Raw genomic sequence first — 15623 nt, 5'->3', positions numbered from 1 at the left:
GGGGGGTGGGGGGGGGGGGGGGCGGGGGGGGCGCCCGCCCCCAAGGCGGCGGCAAATGCACTGAAAATCCTTCAGGAATACACCGGCCAGCTATCCACAATCTTCCCACCCCGAACCGCCAGCAAATCCCCGAACTGCAACAACACCGACTCCGTCTGGGTCGGCCGCAAAAACACCTGGTCCTCAACCGTCAGCCCCACCGCCGCCGAACCATTGACCATTTCCTGGTTCGAGCTACGGCCATACACAGCATTGCTCTGCAACCCCGGCGGCGATTCGAACTCCGCCATCCAGTGACCGCCATAGATAAAAAACGTCTGGCGCTGATTGGTGTCCCACCAGGAAAACAACCCGGACTTGTCATCCAGCGCCGGAATATTCACCGCCCCGGTGCTCTTTAACACCGGCGTGGCGATGTAGGCGGCTGGCACATGTTCCACCAGTGACGGCAAATCATAGTGAACGGGCTTGAGCATCGCCGTCCCCACCGACACTTCGCTGCTGAGCTGTTCGCGCTCATGCATGCGATAGCTCGGGCTGCCAGCCGTATTGAGGGTCAGCCCGCCATGCCACAAAGCGGGGTATTGCTGACGCGTGAAATCGACGCAGCGGCTGTAGATCACCATCACCTTGGCGAACAACTCCTCGGGCGAACCCAGAATCCCCGGTACACCCATGCCCACGAACGGGTCGTAGCCCATGAACCCGGCGAACTCCAGGTGCTGTGGATGCTGGCTGATCAGCGTCAGCATCTGCCCGAGTACGCCAAGGTCGCTGACGCCACCGCGATGCAGTCCGACATCCAGTTCGATGTTCACCCGCAATCGCGTGCCCAGCCCCTGAGCCAGGGCGAGGTATTGCTGCAAGCGTTGCGGCGTATCGAGCAGCCATTGCAATTGCTTCGAAGGGTCGAAAGCGCCCTTGTGCGAACGATAAAACAACTCGGCCGAACGCACCGGCAGCGGCTTGCCCAACAGAATGTCGGCCTCGGGAAACTGCACCGCGTCATGATTGAGAAACGGTTGGTGAAAGGACATCAGGCGTGGCGTGCCGGCGCGCCGGGCGATGTAGGCCAATAGCCCCGGTGCCGGCAGCGATTTTTCCACCAGCCGCAGGTGCTTGCCGCCGCGCTTGACCGATTGCATCACCACATCGATGTTGTGATCCAGCCGATCAAGGTCGATCAGCATCACCGGTCGCATCGGGCCGTGATCCTTGAGTTCGCGGTTCAGCGTACGGAAGTAATCGCTGTACGGCGCACCTCGGTCCCCCGGCCGCAGCCATGCCCCGAGCCCCACCAACAAGGCGCCGACGCCTGCGCTGCCAAGCAAGAAATTGCGGCGATTGACGGCCATCAGTTCACCCCCAGAATCGATGACAAATGCGCATTGAGGAATTTGCCACTGGGGTCGAGTTCCTGCCGTACCTGGATGAATTCCTGCCAGCGCGGGTACAGCGGCTGCAGGTTTTTCGCGTTCAATGTATGCAACTTGCCCCAGTGCGGCCGGCCGTTGTACTTCCAGAAAATCGGCTCGACGGCGGCGAAGAAGTTGTGATGATCCATCTGGTAATGCTGGTGGACCGAGATCGAACAGCTGTCGCGGCCTTCGAACATGCTCAGGGGAATGTCGTCGGCCTTGACGTAACGGTATTCAATCGGAAACCAGGTGCGCAGGTCTTTGTCCTGGATCAGTTTAAGGATCTCGCGCAAACACGCTGGACCGTATTCGGCCGGCACGGAATATTCCATTTCGTTGAAACGCACCGTGCGCACGTTGGCGTAGATATCGAACGAGTCGCCCACCCGATCATCGAAACTGGCGAGGTGGCGCAGGCTGTTGAGCATCGTGCGGCGCAGGTCCGGGAAATCACTGCCGTACTTGTCGATTTTCTCGATCAGCGTGACGAACTCGTTGCCGCCCTCCTCATCTGCCGGGACCGGTGGTGTAGCCGGGTCGCCGGTTTCGTTCAGGGCGATCGACAAGGCGTAGTCGGAATGGGTCACCACGAGCATTTCCCAGTGCTGGTTTTCCCGGGTGTTCTTGTCCAGGTCTTCCAGCAACTCTTCAGTCCTGGCGATCCACTGCCGCTCCCGCAAGCGATACGCCGGGCGGTTTTGCAGGCGCACCCTGGTTGCCACGCCCAACACCCCCAGCGACACCCGGGCGGCGCTGAACACTTCAGGGTGACGATTGGCGTCACACTCCAGCACGTCGCCGTTGGCGGCCACCAATTGCAAGCCGCAGACATGCGCCGAATACGATTGAAAGTTCTTGCCGGTACCGTGGGTCGAGGTCGAGATCGCACCGGCAAGGGTCTGGTAATCGATGTCAGCCATGTTTTGCAGGGCCTGGCCAATGTCTTTGAGCGGTGTGCCCATGCGTGACATTGGCGTACCGGCGGCGAACTCGGCTTGCAGGGTTTTCGCATCATGATCGAGCAAACCCGAGAAATAGCTCAGCGACAGCAAAGTCCCGTCAGTGGGCACCAGCGCGCTGAAGGAGTGTGCCGAGCCCACCGGACGAATCTTGCCGGGTGCCTGGCGCACCACTTGCGTCAACTCATCCAGGTTCTTTGGCGCCAGCCTTGCTGCCGGCAGGCAACTCTGGCCGCCCGACCAGTTGCGCCAGGGAATCAACCGTGGCGCGCGCAGCAGTTCGGCCAATGCCGGTGTCGAGCCGAGCGCGGTAAAGGCGCCAATGACGCTCGCCCGTTGCAACAGCTGACGCCGTGTCATGTCCATCGTCATGAATCGCACCCTGCTTTCTTGTTATTGGATTGGCTGGCCGGACATAAAGGCAATCAGCGCCAGGAACTGCTCTTGCGAACACTGCATGCACATGCCCATCGGCGGCATGCCGTTGTAACCGTTGATCGCGTGATCGAGCAGTGTGTCGGCGCCCTGCTGCACCCGTGGCTCCCAGGCCTTTATGTCGCCGGTCAGCGGCGCCCCGGCCGCCGGGTTGGCATGGCAAAGCTTGCAGCTGTTGTCGTAAACCTGCGCCAACTCGGCGTCGGCGGGCTTCGCGGCGCCTGCTTCACTGCGGCTCGGCGGGTTTTTCGGCTCTTCGCCGCACCCCGCAAGCAACGCAGCAAAGACGCACCCCGCCAAGGCCAAACAAAGACTAGGCTTTTCAGTTAACCGGCTTGCCTGCATGGCTGTCCTCTCATTGGGTGCCCGGTCTGCCGGGTGCACTTTTTTGTTGTGATCAAGCAGAGGTCAACACTAAGGCACCCCGCATGGGCGGGTTGAGGGCATTGGGGGCCAACAAGGGGAGCTTCTGAGGCCATGACGGAAGGCGTCGATAAATCCGCCATCCATCACGCTATGCGACAAAACGCTGAGATGAGTCATGACAAGCATCGCTGAGGTCTGCTAAAACGATTCATCAGTGCATTATCCAATCCAGAGGGGTAGCGACATGACCACAGCCAAGATTCTCGAGAACCTGTTCCCAAGCCCCGCTGACATCCCGGAAAAGTACCGCCTTGATGGCCAGACCGAGCAGCGTGAGTACCTGGTCGATGGCGTGCTGAAAACCTGGAACGGGCCACTGGCCCAGGTTCGCAGCCCGGTGTATCTGGCCGGCGCCAATGGCGACGAGCAAGTGATCCTGGGCAGCACGCCGTTGCTCGATGCCGAGACCGCATTGACCGCCCTCGACGCTGCCGTGCGCGCCTACGACCGTGGCCAGGGACTGTGGCCGACCATGCGCGTGGCCGAGCGCATCCAGCACGTCGAAACCTTCCTGGGGCGCATGCGCGAGCAGCGCGACGCCGTGGTCAAGTTGCTGATGTGGGAAATCGGCAAGAATCTCAAGGATTCGGAAAAGGAATTCGACCGAACCTGCGACTACATCGTCGACACCATCAACGCGCTGAAAGAACTCGACCGCCGCTCCAGCCGTTTCGAACTGGAGCAGGACACCCTCGGCCAGATCCGTCGTGTGCCGCTGGGCGTCGCCCTGTGCATGGGGCCTTACAACTATCCGTTGAACGAAACCTTCACCACGCTGATCCCGGCGCTGATCATGGGCAATACCGTGGTGTTCAAACCGGCCAAACTGGGCGTGCTGTTGATTCGCCCGTTGCTGGAAGCCTTCCGCGACAGCTTCCCGGCCGGGGTGATCAACGTCATCTATGGCAGCGGCCGCGAGACGGTCAGCGCGCTGATGGCCAGCGGCAAGATCGACATCTTTGCCTTCATTGGCACCAACAAGGCCGCCAGCGACCTGAAAAAACTCCATCCGAAACCACACCGCTTGCGCGCAGCGCTGGGCCTGGATGCGAAAAACCCGGGCATCATCCTGCCGGAAGTGGATCTGGACAATGCGGTCAGTGAAGCGGTGACGGGCTCGCTGTCATTCAATGGCCAGCGCTGCACAGCGCTCAAAATCCTTTTTGTCCACGAAGACGTGGTCGAGTCCTTCATCGACAAATTCAATGCCAGACTTGCCAACCTCAAACCCGGCATGCCCTGGGAAAGCGGCGTATCCCTGACGCCACTGCCGGAATCGGGAAAGGTCGACTATTTGCATGCACTGGTGGCGGACGCCGAAAGCAAAGGCGCCAAGGTGGTCAACCCCAACGGCGGTGAGGCGCGTGCGTCGTTCTTCTACCCGGCGGTGCTATACCCGGTCACGCCGCAGATGCGCGTTTATCAGGAAGAACAGTTCGGCCCGGTCATCCCCATCGTGCCGTACCGTCATCTGGATACCGTGATCGATTACGTGCTGGAGTCGGACTTCGGCCAGCAATTGAGCATCTTCGGCACCAACCCGGTGGCGGTTGGCCGGCTGGTGGATACCTTTGCCAATCAGGTCGGGCGCATCAACCTCAATGCCCAATGCCAGCGCGGCCCGGACACCTACCCCTTCAATGGTCGCAAGAACTCCGCCGAAGGCACCTTGTCGGTCCATGACGCACTGCGGGTGTTTTCAATCCGCACCCTGGTGGCCACCAAGTTCCAGGAGACCAACAAGGACCTGATCAGCGAGATCATCAGCGGCCGCAGTTCGAGCTTCCTGACCACCGACTACATCTTCTGAGGAGAGCTAGCCTGAGTACATCCAGAGCCCAACGATTGCCACCGCTGCTGCGCCGATTGCTGCGGCCGTTGCTGGACCCGTACCGGCGCTATCGCCATGCCCGGGTGATCCATGCGGTGCGGGTGTCGCTCGGGTTGCTGGCGACGATCCTGCTGACCACCGGCATCCATCTGCCCCACGGTGAGTGGGCGTCGGTGACGATGCTGGTGGTGATCGGCGGCTTGCAGCACCACGGCAACATCGGCAAGAAAGCCGCCGAGCGTGCCATCGGCACCTTGATCGGCGCCGGCGTCGGCCTGGCGCTGGTGGCACAACAGGCCTGGCTCGGGATGCCCTGGCTGACCTATTTCGCGATGTCGGTGGTCTGCGGTTTTTTCTCGTATCACGCCATCGGCAAGGGTGGTTACACCGCGCTGCTGTCGGCGATTACCGTGTTCATCGTCGCGGGGCACGGCGACAACCCGGTCACCGATGGCTTGTGGCGCGGAGTGGATATCCTGATCGGCATTGCCCTGGCCCTGGCGTTTTCCTTCGCCCTGCCGCTGTACGCGGTTTATTCCTGGCGCTACAACCTGGCCGATGCGCTGCGTGATTGCGCGAAAACCTACGGGCGCATCATTGACGGCCAGGCCATCACCGCCGACGAACACCTCAAACTCATGACTCGCCTGAACGCGGTGATGGTGCAACTTCGCTCACTGATGCCGTCGGTGTCCAAGGAAGTGAAGATTTCCATGACCGAACTGGATGCCATCCAGCGCAACCTGCGCATGTGCGTCAGCACCCTGGAAATCCTCGGCAACACCCGACCGGATGCCAATGACCCCGAGGCGATGACGCTCCTGCAAACGGCATTGAAAGCTGAGCACCGACAGATTCGCGTGCAATTGATCGGCATGGCCCGGGCGTTGAAATCAGGTGCCGCCCAGCGGCTCAATCGGCCCATGGACTTGCCGCTGGTCAGCCTTGATGCGCCGATCTACAACAGTCTGGACGGGTATAGCTTGCTGACCCGACAACTGGCCGCCAACGTCGGCGAGATGCGCCAGCGACTGGCCGGGAGCGCGCCGCGCTGGAACATCTGACGCCGACGTAGCGGGTTACGGCGTCACTGTGCGCCGAAACTTCAGCGACCAGCCCTGTTGCATGCCGGCCGCGGCCAGCAGGATCGCGGCGACACCGATCCACTGCAGCGGCTCCAGGCGGTGACCGAAGGCAAACCAGTCGACGAAAATCGCCGCGATCGGGTAGATGAAGGACAGCGCCCCCGTCAACGCCGTCGGCAGCTTTTGAATGGCGCCGTACAGCAACACGTACATCACGCCGGTATGCACCATGCCCAGCGTCATCAGGCTGGCCCACGCGCTCGGCGCCTGCGGCAATGCCGAAAAATGCGCGAATGGCGCGAGCAACAACACACCAGTACTGACCTGGATCAGCGCAATCAAATGCGGTGGAGTGCCGGTCAGGCGCTTGATGATCAGCGCGGCAATCGCGTAGAGAAATGCCGCACCCAACGCCAGGGCAATACCCGTCAGGTAATCGTTGCCACTCTCGCCCTGGCTGCCATGGGCGCTGACAATCGCCAGCATTCCGAGAAACGACACGCCCAGCCAAGCCAGTTTCTGCGCGGTGATCTTTTCATTGAGAAACAGCGCCGCCAGCCCTACCAGCATGAACGGCTGGACGTTATAGACGGCAGTGCCGATGGCAATCGACGCCCGGGAATAGGAGGCGAACAACAGCACCCAGTTGCCGACAATCGCCACACCGCTGAGCACCGCCAGCAAGAAGGTGGTGCGGGTCAAAATACCGGGGCGCAAAAAGCCGAAGGCGGCACAAATCAGCAGCAAGGTGCCGGCACCGAACAGGCAACGCCAGAACACCACATCCAGCACCGGTTGCCCGGACACCAGCACGAACCAACCGATGGTGCCGGAGATCAGCATGGCGGCCGTCATTTCGAACGAACCGCGGCGTAGGGTTTTGTCCATCATCAGACTCCTGTGTTTGTGGGCAAAGTATGCCAATGCACTCAGGCGCTACTCCATAGCAAAAAGCAGGCTAAACTCGAGATCGACCTTTTTTATCAAGGCCGTTTTGAAAAAGTGCCTAACAGAGGATTTTGCCATGACCGATGACATCGACCAGGTGCTGATCACGGCTCTGATGGAAGACTCGCGACGTTCGCTCAAGGCCCTGGCGCAAATCAGTGGCCTGTCCTCCCCCAGCGTTGCCGAGCGTCTGCGCCGCCTGGAAGAGCGTGGAGTACTCAAGGGCTACACCGTTGAAATCGACCCGAAATGCTTTGGCTATCAACTCCAGGCCATCGTGCGCGTTCGCCCGTTGCCGGGGCAATTGCAGGAAGTGGAACGGCAAATCATGGCCATTCCCGAATTCACCGAGTGCGACAAGGTCACCGGCGACGACTGTTTCATTGCGCGCCTGCATGTGCGCTCGATGGAACAACTGGACACCCTGCTCGACCGCCTCAACACCCTCGCTGAAACCAATACGGCAATCGTCAAGAAAACTCCGGTCAAGCGCCGGTTGCCGCCCATGGCGTGAGTGATATTTGTTTCAGACTGAAGTAGATTGACGGTTTCCGGCGAAGGATTGACGGTATGAAAACCACAGTAATGCTACTCGCGGCATTGATGCTTGCGGGTTGCGGCACGATTCAGACAGTTGTGCGCAGTGACGAAGCGGCCGCAAAAAGCCTCAAGAAGCAAAAAAGTTACTGCGGTGCGGTACCGCGCATCTACAGTGGCGTGACCTACGATTTTTGCTTCCTGAATGCCCCCCTCGAAGAGGGCCGGGATGCGCAGGTACATGGCCCTGCCCCCGCTATTGTGCTGATCGATGTGGTCATCTCCGGCGCACTCGATACCTTGTTGCTGCCCTACACCATCTACCGCCAGCAAGCCGACGGCAGCATCGTCATTGTCGAATAGCCCTGAATTGCGAATATAAAAAAACCCGCCTGAGCGGGTTTTTTACTTCAAGGCCGACGATCAATCATCGCGCCCCATGATGCCGAACAGCTGCAACAGGCTGACGAACAGGTTGTAGATCGATACATACAGGCTGATGGTAGCCATGATGTAGTTACGCTCGCCGCCATGAATGATGGCGCTGGTCTGGAACAGGATGCAGACCGAGGAGAACAGCACGAAACCTGCGCTGATCGCCAGTTGCAGACCGCTGATCTGGAAGAACATGCCCGCCAGCGTTGCACCCAGCAGCACGAAGAAGCCTGCCGTGATGAAACCGCCGAGGAAGCTCATGTCCTTGCGGGTAATCAGCACATACGCCGACAGGCCGCCAAACACCAGCGCCGTCATCGCGAACGCCGAGCTGACCACTTCAGCGCCGCCCTGCATGCCCAGGTAACGGTTGAGGATCGGGCCAAGCAGGAAACCCATGAAACCGGTCAGGGCAAATGCCGACACCAGGCCCCACGCCGAATCACGGAGTTTGTTGGTGAGGAAGAAAAGACCGTAGAAGCCGATCAGCACCACGAAAATATTCGGGTAGCCAACACGCATCTGCTGGGCAACGTAGGCCGTCACACCGCTGAATGCGAGGGTCAGGGCGAGCAAGCCGTATGTATTGCGCAGGACGCGGCTAACCTCTAGCTGCTCAGCCTGCACGCTGTTATTAACTGCGTAATCCTGTTCGCGCATGGCGACACTCCTGTTGGTTTGAAACGTTCAGTCGCAAAGATCATAACAGACGCTCTGTAACAAGCCATGCAGAGAGTTTGACAGTGTGTTTCATTCAGGTATTATGGCGCCCGCAACGCAAACGGAGGTGTGGCCGAGTGGTTTAAGGCAACGGTCTTGAAAACCGTCGACTGTAACAGGTCCATGAGTTCGAATCCCATCGCCTCCGCCATCTTTATACGACAAAGCCCTGATTATTCAGGGCTTTGTCGTTTCTGGAGTCTGTGAATCCGTGCAGCCTCTGGAGGGCGTTACAAAGCTATTTGGTAACCGCTACAAAACTTTCCTGACTTTCCCTCTCCCCCGGCGTCCTGCCAACGGTTAAAAATCCTTCATGAAACGCAGTGCTACGCTGACCTCATAACCGAGGATTCTCGATGCCAGACTCAGACCTGCCCCCTTAGGGATTGCGAACTGAGTGGACTTCATCAGGCCCCGGGAAATCAACTTCCGTCCGCCCTCGGTTTCCGACTGGGAGCGCGGCGCCTGCAAAGTTGCCATTATCATTTGTCGTCCATCTTTGTTGACGATTGTGGCCGGCGCTCTGTGCTCTCTTCGGCGTTGGGCGCTTCTGGAAAACTCCCTGGCGTGAACACATGGGTCTGCAAGTCGCTGGCATCGACTTCGGCGACACCATGAACCGAACGGGCCAGACCAATGGCCTGTTCACACTGTCTATGAGTGTTGACGCGGCCGCTTAACCCCACTCTGCCCGCATGGGTTTTGACATTGATATGCAGGCTAAGGGTCGGATCGGAAAATGCCAGGGTCGACTTCACCCTGGCGGTAATCCATGCATCGTGAACGGCCATTTCCAGACCATGAGAGTAATGCTGGAAGGAGTGAATTTTCATGGCTGAACCCTCTCTCGCGTAATCAGACGTACTGTCCATCCCATTAGCTGTGCTGCCCTCTGCCTGTCAGGTGAACGCTATGGATACCTGATTCGTTTTGGAACGCTCGCCACGCAAACATTGACAGAAACTAATTATAGTACGGCCGTTGCCTGCGGTCAGAGCGCTGTCCCCGTGAACATCCGCCTTGGTCGCTCTGTGCCAGGCGCAACACCTACAGAGCACTCCAGACAGTCCTTATTGCGATCAGCCCTGATCAACCCATGGCTGCCGATCTCGACCGACAGAATCGGCCAGGAACGGACGTTTATAGATACGAGCACTTAACCCAGTGCCAGCTGAGATGCTTGTTCGCAACCAGGCTGGGGTCGCTGATGGGTTACGCTGCCGTTGGTCGGCGCCTTGCGCAGAGGTGCGATAGAAAACTATAGGAATAAACTCTCGTGCCGATATCAGTGAGGCAAGGCCTGCGCGCGCCTGACCTTGAACCTGAGCGAACGAGCACATTGATGAGTGATAAATCTTTGGAAGAAAAAGCGGCAGTGATGGTCGCCCCACATGAAACGATGGCCAGTATCGGACAGATCACTGCCGGGCGCGATGCCCTGCAACAGCGCCTGGACAAGGCTGATCGCACGACTCAGGAGCTTCAGAAGCAACTGGACTTGGCAAAGACGCTGATGACCCGTCTGCTGGCGGCGAGTTTTGCGTCGACCGGCAAACCTTCCGCGCCCCTGACAAACTGGGGGCTAAATGAGATCGACGTTGTCGAACGGGAGATGGCCTGCTATTTGAATCCTGCCAATGAGGCGAGTGCCGCTTGACAGGTCGCACACTGAATGCCTGCAGGCCGCGTAGATACTGGCCCCAAGCAGAATGCCGCTGTTGGGTTACCACAGCGGTTACCCATCGCGGTGTACTGGGCCTGCATGATCGCAGGCCCTTGGCGTTTCGGGTTGGGGTTACTCATGGGTTACCCCCTCACCAGTGACCGCCGCCCCGTATCAATGGATGCAAGATTCAGTTCGGTTGACTCCGGCCCGCTTGAACGAAAGGTCAGGCCTCATGCTGCAACCTTACTTTGGTGGGACGGACTATCTATATTCGGTCGCTCTCTGCCTGTCGCGACAGGCAGCAATCGGCTAACCGTCGTGTAGGCACCATTGCCAAGCCCTCAAAGTAGCCAAAAAAGTGTTACAAAGCGTTAGTGCCACCCCTTGTAGAATGCGGCCTGCAGCGGGGCCAAAAAATGCTCGTATTAGAACGAAATCAAGCTACAGGCCACGAATTTCGGACGCTTGCATCTCGAACTTGAAACCGTCGACTGTAACAGGTCCATGAGTTCGAATCCCATCGCCTCCGCCATCTTTATACGACAAAGCCCTGATTTTTCAGCGCTTTGTCGTTTCCGGGGTTTGGCAAAAAGCTTGCCACACGAAAGGCGCTCCAGAACCAGGCCCGGTTACCCCCTCCCCGCGCTCCGTCAATCGTGAAAAACCCTTCTTGGAACCTGGTACTACGCAGACCTCATAACCGAGGATTGGCGATGCCAAACTCAGATCTGCGCCCTTCCCTACTGTTCAGGATCAACGAAAATCAACTTGCCCTCGAAGCCGCCATCATGGAGCTTTCGAACCGGGTCGAGCAGCGTGGATCAGTCTATGTCGCCGCCCCCCAAGACGCTCGCCTGACGCCTCCGGATATAACGAATCAAGTCACGGATGTTTACCTATAGAGCAGATCCTTATACGATGAAGTCCGCATCTACGGTTCTCCATCAGGCCTGAGCAAGCCATTGTTATTATGCAAGACAAAATGACTTAACAAATTATGTTCTATATCCACGCAAAATTTTGTGCAAAAAGACAAGTAAAAGCTGCATGCAGGTTAAATTATTACTGCAATTAAATACAATAATATTGAGCACCTAAACAATGAGCAACCCTGATTTTTCGGCCGAAAGCCCTAAGACTTTCAGCATAGTTATAGTAAATTACAAAACACCAGAAATCACCAAGATATGCCTGGACTTATTGCACCAGCATTTTGGCAGTAACGGCGTGCCAGTCTGGGTAGTCGACAACTATTCCGCCGATGAAAGCACTGAGTATTTACGAACGCTTGACTGGATCAATTTAATCGAGCGCTCTGTTTCCAAACCGGAAGCTGGCCATATCGCGCATGGCAAGGCACTTGACCTGGTTTTAGAGCGAGTTGAAACTGATTATTTATTCCTGATGCACACTGATACATTTGTTTTCGATAAAAATGTTTTTCCGATGATGCTCAATAAATGCACAAAAAACCCAAAAGTCGTAGCCGTCGGTTGTGTCGAGCAAATAAACCGTGGCACCACGAGAACGCTTTGGCGCTTTAGCTCACGACTATTCAAACACCACTACAGACGCCTGAAAATCTCTATGGGATTGCGTTCCAGAGAACCAAAACCGTACAAAGAAGCCTACTTGAAAAGTTTCTGCACGTTGTGGAACTGCAAACTTGTCAAGCAGCACAACATGCACTTTTCAATGGATGATCGCGTGCCAGGCTATACTCTCCAGGACCGCATGACCGAGCTTGGCTATGCCGTTGAAATGTTATCGCCGCGTAAAATCTTCAGCTATCTGGATCATATTCAGGCCGGCACTGTCGCAGCGGCTGGCGGTTATGGAAAGACTCACAGACGAACCAAAATGTACAACAACATCCTTAAGCGCCTGAACAAGGATGACAGAAAAAGTTAAGCTACGAATTGACGCAACGAGCAGTGCATTCAATTCTGTTTGATGTCACCCACAAGTCTTTATATCAAGTTATTGGAGCGGTAATGGCACCCATCACTCAAGCACTACCTATGACCCTGTCCCCGGAGCTTGATTTCGACCAACACGCTGCTAGCGCCTTTGGTGGCTCATTGACCAGTCGCTATGTTCAGGCTACGCCATTTCCGCACATCGTCATCGATAACTTCTTGCACGAAGACCTGATTGCGAGCATCTGCTCGCACTTCCCAATCGAGCCAACCAACAACGAAATGCTCTATGAGCGCGGCTATAAAGGTCAACGAAAACGTCAAATCAGTCCCAACGAATGCACCCCCTATCTGAAGACTATCTTCAACGCGTTCAATTCGGCTCCCATGTTGCAGTTTCTTGAAAAGCTCACAGGCATCGAAGGCTTGATACCCGACCCCTACTTTACCGGCGGCGGCCTGCATGAAACGAAAAGCGGTGGTTTCCTGGGTGTGCATTCGGACTTCAGGCTCAACAAGAAGCTTAATGTCGAGCGCAGACTGAATGTCATCATTTACCTGAGCGAAGACTGGCGAGAGGAATACGGCGGCAACCTGGAGCTCTGGGATGTCGAGATGAAGACCTGCCTTAAAAAAGTCCTGCCAATCTACAATCGCTGTGTCATTTTCAACACAGACAAAGACAGTAATCACGGGCACCCAGAGCCTTTAACGACTCCAGAGCACATCACCCGCAAGTCCATAGCGCTTTATTACTACACCGCTGCAACCATGGCGATCGACCCCACACAAAGAAACAAAACCCACTATAAACCAAGGCCCAAAGATCGTTTAAGCCTAAAGTACTACATGAGCAAACTGATCAAGAAAAAATAATCTGCCCCCCCCCGTTGAAAGATCGGCTTAATCTTTCAGCGGGCGTTTCGTAGTTTTGGGCCTGCCGGACAAGATGTCAGGACCAGACTCGCTTATCCTGCAGCCCTGCCATACTGTTCAGCATGACCAGTGCGACTTTTCGCTTCTACGAGGAGCTCAACGATTTCCTGCCGGCCGAGCGACGGCGGCAGTCCTTCACCTGCGAATGCGCGCAAGGGGCGACGGTCAAGCACATGATCGAGGCGCTCGGAGTACCGCACACGGAGGTCGAACTGGTGCTGCTCAACGGCGAGTCGGTGGGCCTCGAGCGGGCGATCTTCGACAGTGACCGGCTGGCGGTGTATCCCAAGTTCGAAGCGCTGGACATCAGCCCGCTGCTCAAGGTTCGCGCACAACCTTTACGGGTGCTGCGCTTCGTCGCTGATGCGCACCTTGGCGGGCTGGCCAGCCTGCTGCGCATGAGCGGCTTCGACACCCTCTACGACAATGGCTTCGAGGATAGCGAAATCGCCGAGATCGCTGCGCAGCAAGGACGCATCGTGCTAACCCGCGACCGCGAACTGCTCAAGCGGCGGATCATCAGCCACGGCTGTTACGTGCATGCCCTGAAACCTTCACTGCAACTGCGCGAATTGTACGAGCGCCTCGATCTGGCGCGTAGCGCGCGGCCATTCAGCCTGTGCCTCCATTGCAATCTGCCGCTGCACGAGATCAGCCCGGAACTGGCCCGGCTGCAGGTACCACCACGCATTGGCACTCTCTATTCACACTTCCTGCGCTGCGACGCCTGCCAACGGGTTTACTGGGAGGGTTCGCACTGGCGCGGCATGTGTGCACTGCTGGCACCTCTGTTGGACCGATAGCCGCGCGCATCGGGCCGGCTGAATGCCAGGGATAACCGAACGGCTTTAGCCGTTTTTTTAGTTGGAAAACACGTATCGCCCCTTGATTTTTCTTGGTGTGAAAAAAACCAAATCCGGAAATATCTTCTGGCGAACGTAACATACGAAAGCAAACATTCCGATGCCTATAACCGAGCCGATAAACATTGAGATGGAGCCTGAAATCAACCCTCCCACTTGCCTCGCTGCCGAGCCCATTGATAGAACAATGTATGCATTGTAAGCACCTGCCAGATGATTGTAGAACCCCCAGGCGAACAAGAGCGGAACAAGTGCGCTCAAACAGCCAATTGTCCATCTGGCGTTAGGCCCAATAGCTGAACCTATACCAAAGCCGATTAGAAGAGCGAATGCAGCCTGGATAAACATTAGTGTAATAGCGGCATTAACCTTGCGGTCATGTATATCGCAGAGGTAGGGGTCGGCAGTTGAAGCTATCAAGCGAGCAAGCAGACTGTCCTTGATCCCTTGGCCTGAAAGCTGAGTGAATACTTCCGATCTGGGGACTCCGGACGAGAGCAGGTCTTTTATTTTGGCTTTAGCTTCTTTTTTTGTTCATATCAGTAACGACTCCGTGGCACAAGGGCAAATTGTGATGACGCCTGAAGAGAGGTGATCACGTTTTCACGAGCCTGCTGGACGGTGTTCCCCTCCAACGCGTACAGGTACCTGAGCAAGCATAGCCACTAATTTGCCACCGTTATTCACGACGGCAGCCATGACCGTTTTTGCCTGCCTGGACTGCCCCCATAACGCAGATTGTGCTCACGTATTTGTCGGGCCAGGGTCAACACCAGACGCAAGCCACTGGCGGCCAAGGGGTGAACGCCGAGTCACGACCGGAAACTGCGAACTGATCCCCGCGACCAAGGTTTCAGGAATGAAAATGCCCGGCGATTTGCCGGGCATTTCCTAACCACCAAACGAACTTCAAACAGTTCAAAAAACAAGTCGCAAACCCCGTGACTCAACAGGGTTTGCGACTCATTGCCAATACGTCCCTCAGCCCCCCGGGACGTATTTTTCAGGTATGCCTGCCGTGTTCATTGCGCAACGTGCAGGCCTAGTTTTGCACCTCAACTACATCGACATCACGCGCGTCCGGGGCACCGGGGACGTCCTCTCCAGCCTCTCTGGCCGCCTCTCTAGCCGCCTCGTTAGCCTCTCTGGCTGCCTGTCCAACCTCCTCGTTAGCCTCTCTGGCTGCCTCTCTGGCCTCCTCGTTAGCCTCTCTGGCCGCCTGTCCAACGTCCTCGTTAGCCTCTCTGGCTGCCTCTCTGGCCGCCTCGTTAGCCTCCTCGTTAGCTTCTCTAGCCTCTCTAGGTTCTCTGGCTGCCTTCGCCTGAGCCTTGGCAGCGTTCCGAGCCGCATCTGCAGCAGCCCGGGCAGCGTCCCTGGCCGCATCGGCGTCTGCCTTGGCGGCATTCCTGGCTGCATCTGCCGCGGCCCGGGCAGCGTCCCGGGCT

At 57.2% G+C, this 15623-nt stretch carries 15 protein-coding genes, 1 tRNA gene and 1 pseudogene; 10 read left to right on the top strand and 7 right to left on the bottom strand.

Annotated features, from left to right (window positions below):
- Positions 1–71: 71 nt before the first annotated feature.
- The 3 genes from ACCD00_RS26995 to ACCD00_RS26985 all read right to left on the bottom strand — a co-directional run bounded on the left by ACCD00_RS26995 (position 72) and on the right by ACCD00_RS26985 (position 3157).
- Positions 72–1280 (bottom strand): DSD1 family PLP-dependent enzyme, encoded by a 1209-nt coding sequence (locus ACCD00_RS26995; RefSeq protein WP_413428333.1) that lies wholly within the window; start codon positions 1278–1280, stop codon positions 72–74.
- Positions 1281–1354: 74 nt separating this feature from the next.
- The gene (locus ACCD00_RS26990; RefSeq protein WP_413428331.1) at positions 1355–2749 is read right to left on the bottom strand and encodes a D-arabinono-1,4-lactone oxidase; all 1395 of its coding nucleotides are present in this window, start codon (positions 2747–2749) and stop codon (positions 1355–1357) included.
- Positions 2750–2770: 21 nt separating this feature from the next.
- Positions 2771–3157: a c-type cytochrome gene (locus ACCD00_RS26985; protein ID WP_413428330.1), complete on the bottom strand. Its 387-nt coding sequence runs from the start codon at positions 3155–3157 to the stop codon at positions 2771–2773.
- Positions 3158–3422: 265 nt separating this feature from the next.
- Between ACCD00_RS26985 and ACCD00_RS26980 the strand changes: the two genes are divergently transcribed.
- Both ACCD00_RS26980 and ACCD00_RS26975 read left to right on the top strand, forming a co-directional pair.
- On the top strand, positions 3423–5048 hold the full coding sequence (locus tag ACCD00_RS26980; RefSeq protein ID WP_413428329.1) for an NADP-dependent glyceraldehyde-3-phosphate dehydrogenase: 1626 nt from the start codon (positions 3423–3425) through the stop codon (positions 5046–5048).
- A 44-nt stretch (positions 5049–5092) separates the two neighbouring features.
- Positions 5093–6133, top strand: a complete 1041-nt coding sequence (locus ACCD00_RS26975; protein ID WP_413428332.1) for an FUSC family protein — start codon at positions 5093–5095, stop codon at positions 6131–6133.
- A gap of 15 nt (positions 6134–6148) precedes the next feature.
- Here the strand turns inward: ACCD00_RS26975 and ACCD00_RS26970 are convergent, their stop codons facing one another.
- Entirely contained in the window at positions 6149–7042 is an 894-nt protein-coding gene (locus ACCD00_RS26970) for a DMT family transporter (protein WP_413428328.1), read from the bottom strand.
- Between the two features lie 136 nt (positions 7043–7178).
- Between ACCD00_RS26970 and ACCD00_RS26965 the strand changes: the two genes are divergently transcribed.
- Together ACCD00_RS26965 and ACCD00_RS26960 are read left to right on the top strand one after the other, a co-directional pair.
- Complete coding sequence (locus ACCD00_RS26965) at positions 7179–7616, top strand: Lrp/AsnC family transcriptional regulator (protein WP_413428327.1); 438 nt, start codon at positions 7179–7181, stop codon at positions 7614–7616.
- Positions 7617–7672: 56 nt separating this feature from the next.
- On the top strand, positions 7673–8002 hold the full coding sequence (locus ACCD00_RS26960) for a YceK/YidQ family lipoprotein (RefSeq protein ID WP_413428326.1): 330 nt from the start codon (positions 7673–7675) through the stop codon (positions 8000–8002).
- A gap of 60 nt (positions 8003–8062) precedes the next feature.
- Here ACCD00_RS26960 and ACCD00_RS26955 read toward each other — a convergent pair whose 3' ends face one another.
- The gene (locus tag ACCD00_RS26955) at positions 8063–8734 is read right to left on the bottom strand and encodes a Bax inhibitor-1/YccA family protein (protein ID WP_007995889.1); all 672 of its coding nucleotides are present in this window, start codon (positions 8732–8734) and stop codon (positions 8063–8065) included.
- A 123-nt stretch (positions 8735–8857) separates the two neighbouring features.
- On the opposite strand from ACCD00_RS26955, the gene ACCD00_RS26950 reads away from it, so the two are divergent.
- Positions 8858–8945 (top strand) — tRNA-Ser (locus ACCD00_RS26950).
- 331 nt (positions 8946–9276) lie between these two features.
- On the opposite strand, the gene ACCD00_RS26945 is transcribed toward ACCD00_RS26950, so the two are convergent.
- Entirely contained in the window at positions 9277–9627 is a 351-nt protein-coding gene (locus ACCD00_RS26945) for a BON domain-containing protein (protein ID WP_413428325.1), read from the bottom strand.
- Positions 9628–10136: 509 nt separating this feature from the next.
- On the opposite strand from ACCD00_RS26945, the gene ACCD00_RS26940 reads away from it, so the two are divergent.
- The 5 genes from ACCD00_RS26940 to ACCD00_RS26920 all read left to right on the top strand — a co-directional run bounded on the left by ACCD00_RS26940 (position 10137) and on the right by ACCD00_RS26920 (position 14118).
- Positions 10137–10451 carry a hypothetical protein gene (locus tag ACCD00_RS26940; RefSeq protein WP_413428324.1) on the top strand — a complete coding sequence of 105 codons (315 nt, stop codon included), beginning with the start codon at positions 10137–10139 and terminating at the stop codon, positions 10449–10451.
- 722 nt (positions 10452–11173) lie between these two features.
- Positions 11174–11362, top strand: coding sequence for a hypothetical protein (locus tag ACCD00_RS26935; protein ID WP_413428323.1), 189 nt, complete (start codon positions 11174–11176; stop codon positions 11360–11362).
- A gap of 199 nt (positions 11363–11561) precedes the next feature.
- Positions 11562–12371: a glycosyltransferase gene (locus tag ACCD00_RS26930; protein ID WP_413428322.1), complete on the top strand. Its 810-nt coding sequence runs from the start codon at positions 11562–11564 to the stop codon at positions 12369–12371.
- Positions 12372–12454: 83 nt separating this feature from the next.
- Positions 12455–13255: a 2OG-Fe(II) oxygenase gene (locus tag ACCD00_RS26925; protein ID WP_413428321.1), complete on the top strand. Its 801-nt coding sequence runs from the start codon at positions 12455–12457 to the stop codon at positions 13253–13255.
- 122 nt (positions 13256–13377) lie between these two features.
- Positions 13378–14118 (top strand): Mut7-C RNAse domain-containing protein, encoded by a 741-nt coding sequence (locus tag ACCD00_RS26920; protein WP_413428320.1) that lies wholly within the window; start codon positions 13378–13380, stop codon positions 14116–14118.
- Positions 14119–15220: 1102 nt separating this feature from the next.
- Here the strand turns inward: ACCD00_RS26920 and ACCD00_RS26915 are convergent.
- Positions 15221–15623: pseudogene (locus tag ACCD00_RS26915) on the bottom strand (hypothetical protein); the annotation flags it as partial.

This window comes from Pseudomonas sp. Pseusp3, from assembly GCF_047304225.1.
GTDB lineage: Bacteria > Pseudomonadota > Gammaproteobacteria > Pseudomonadales > Pseudomonadaceae > Aquipseudomonas > Aquipseudomonas fluorescens_CD.
Note: the sequence above shows the minus strand (reverse complement) of the source record. Positions and strands in the feature narration are given on the sequence as shown.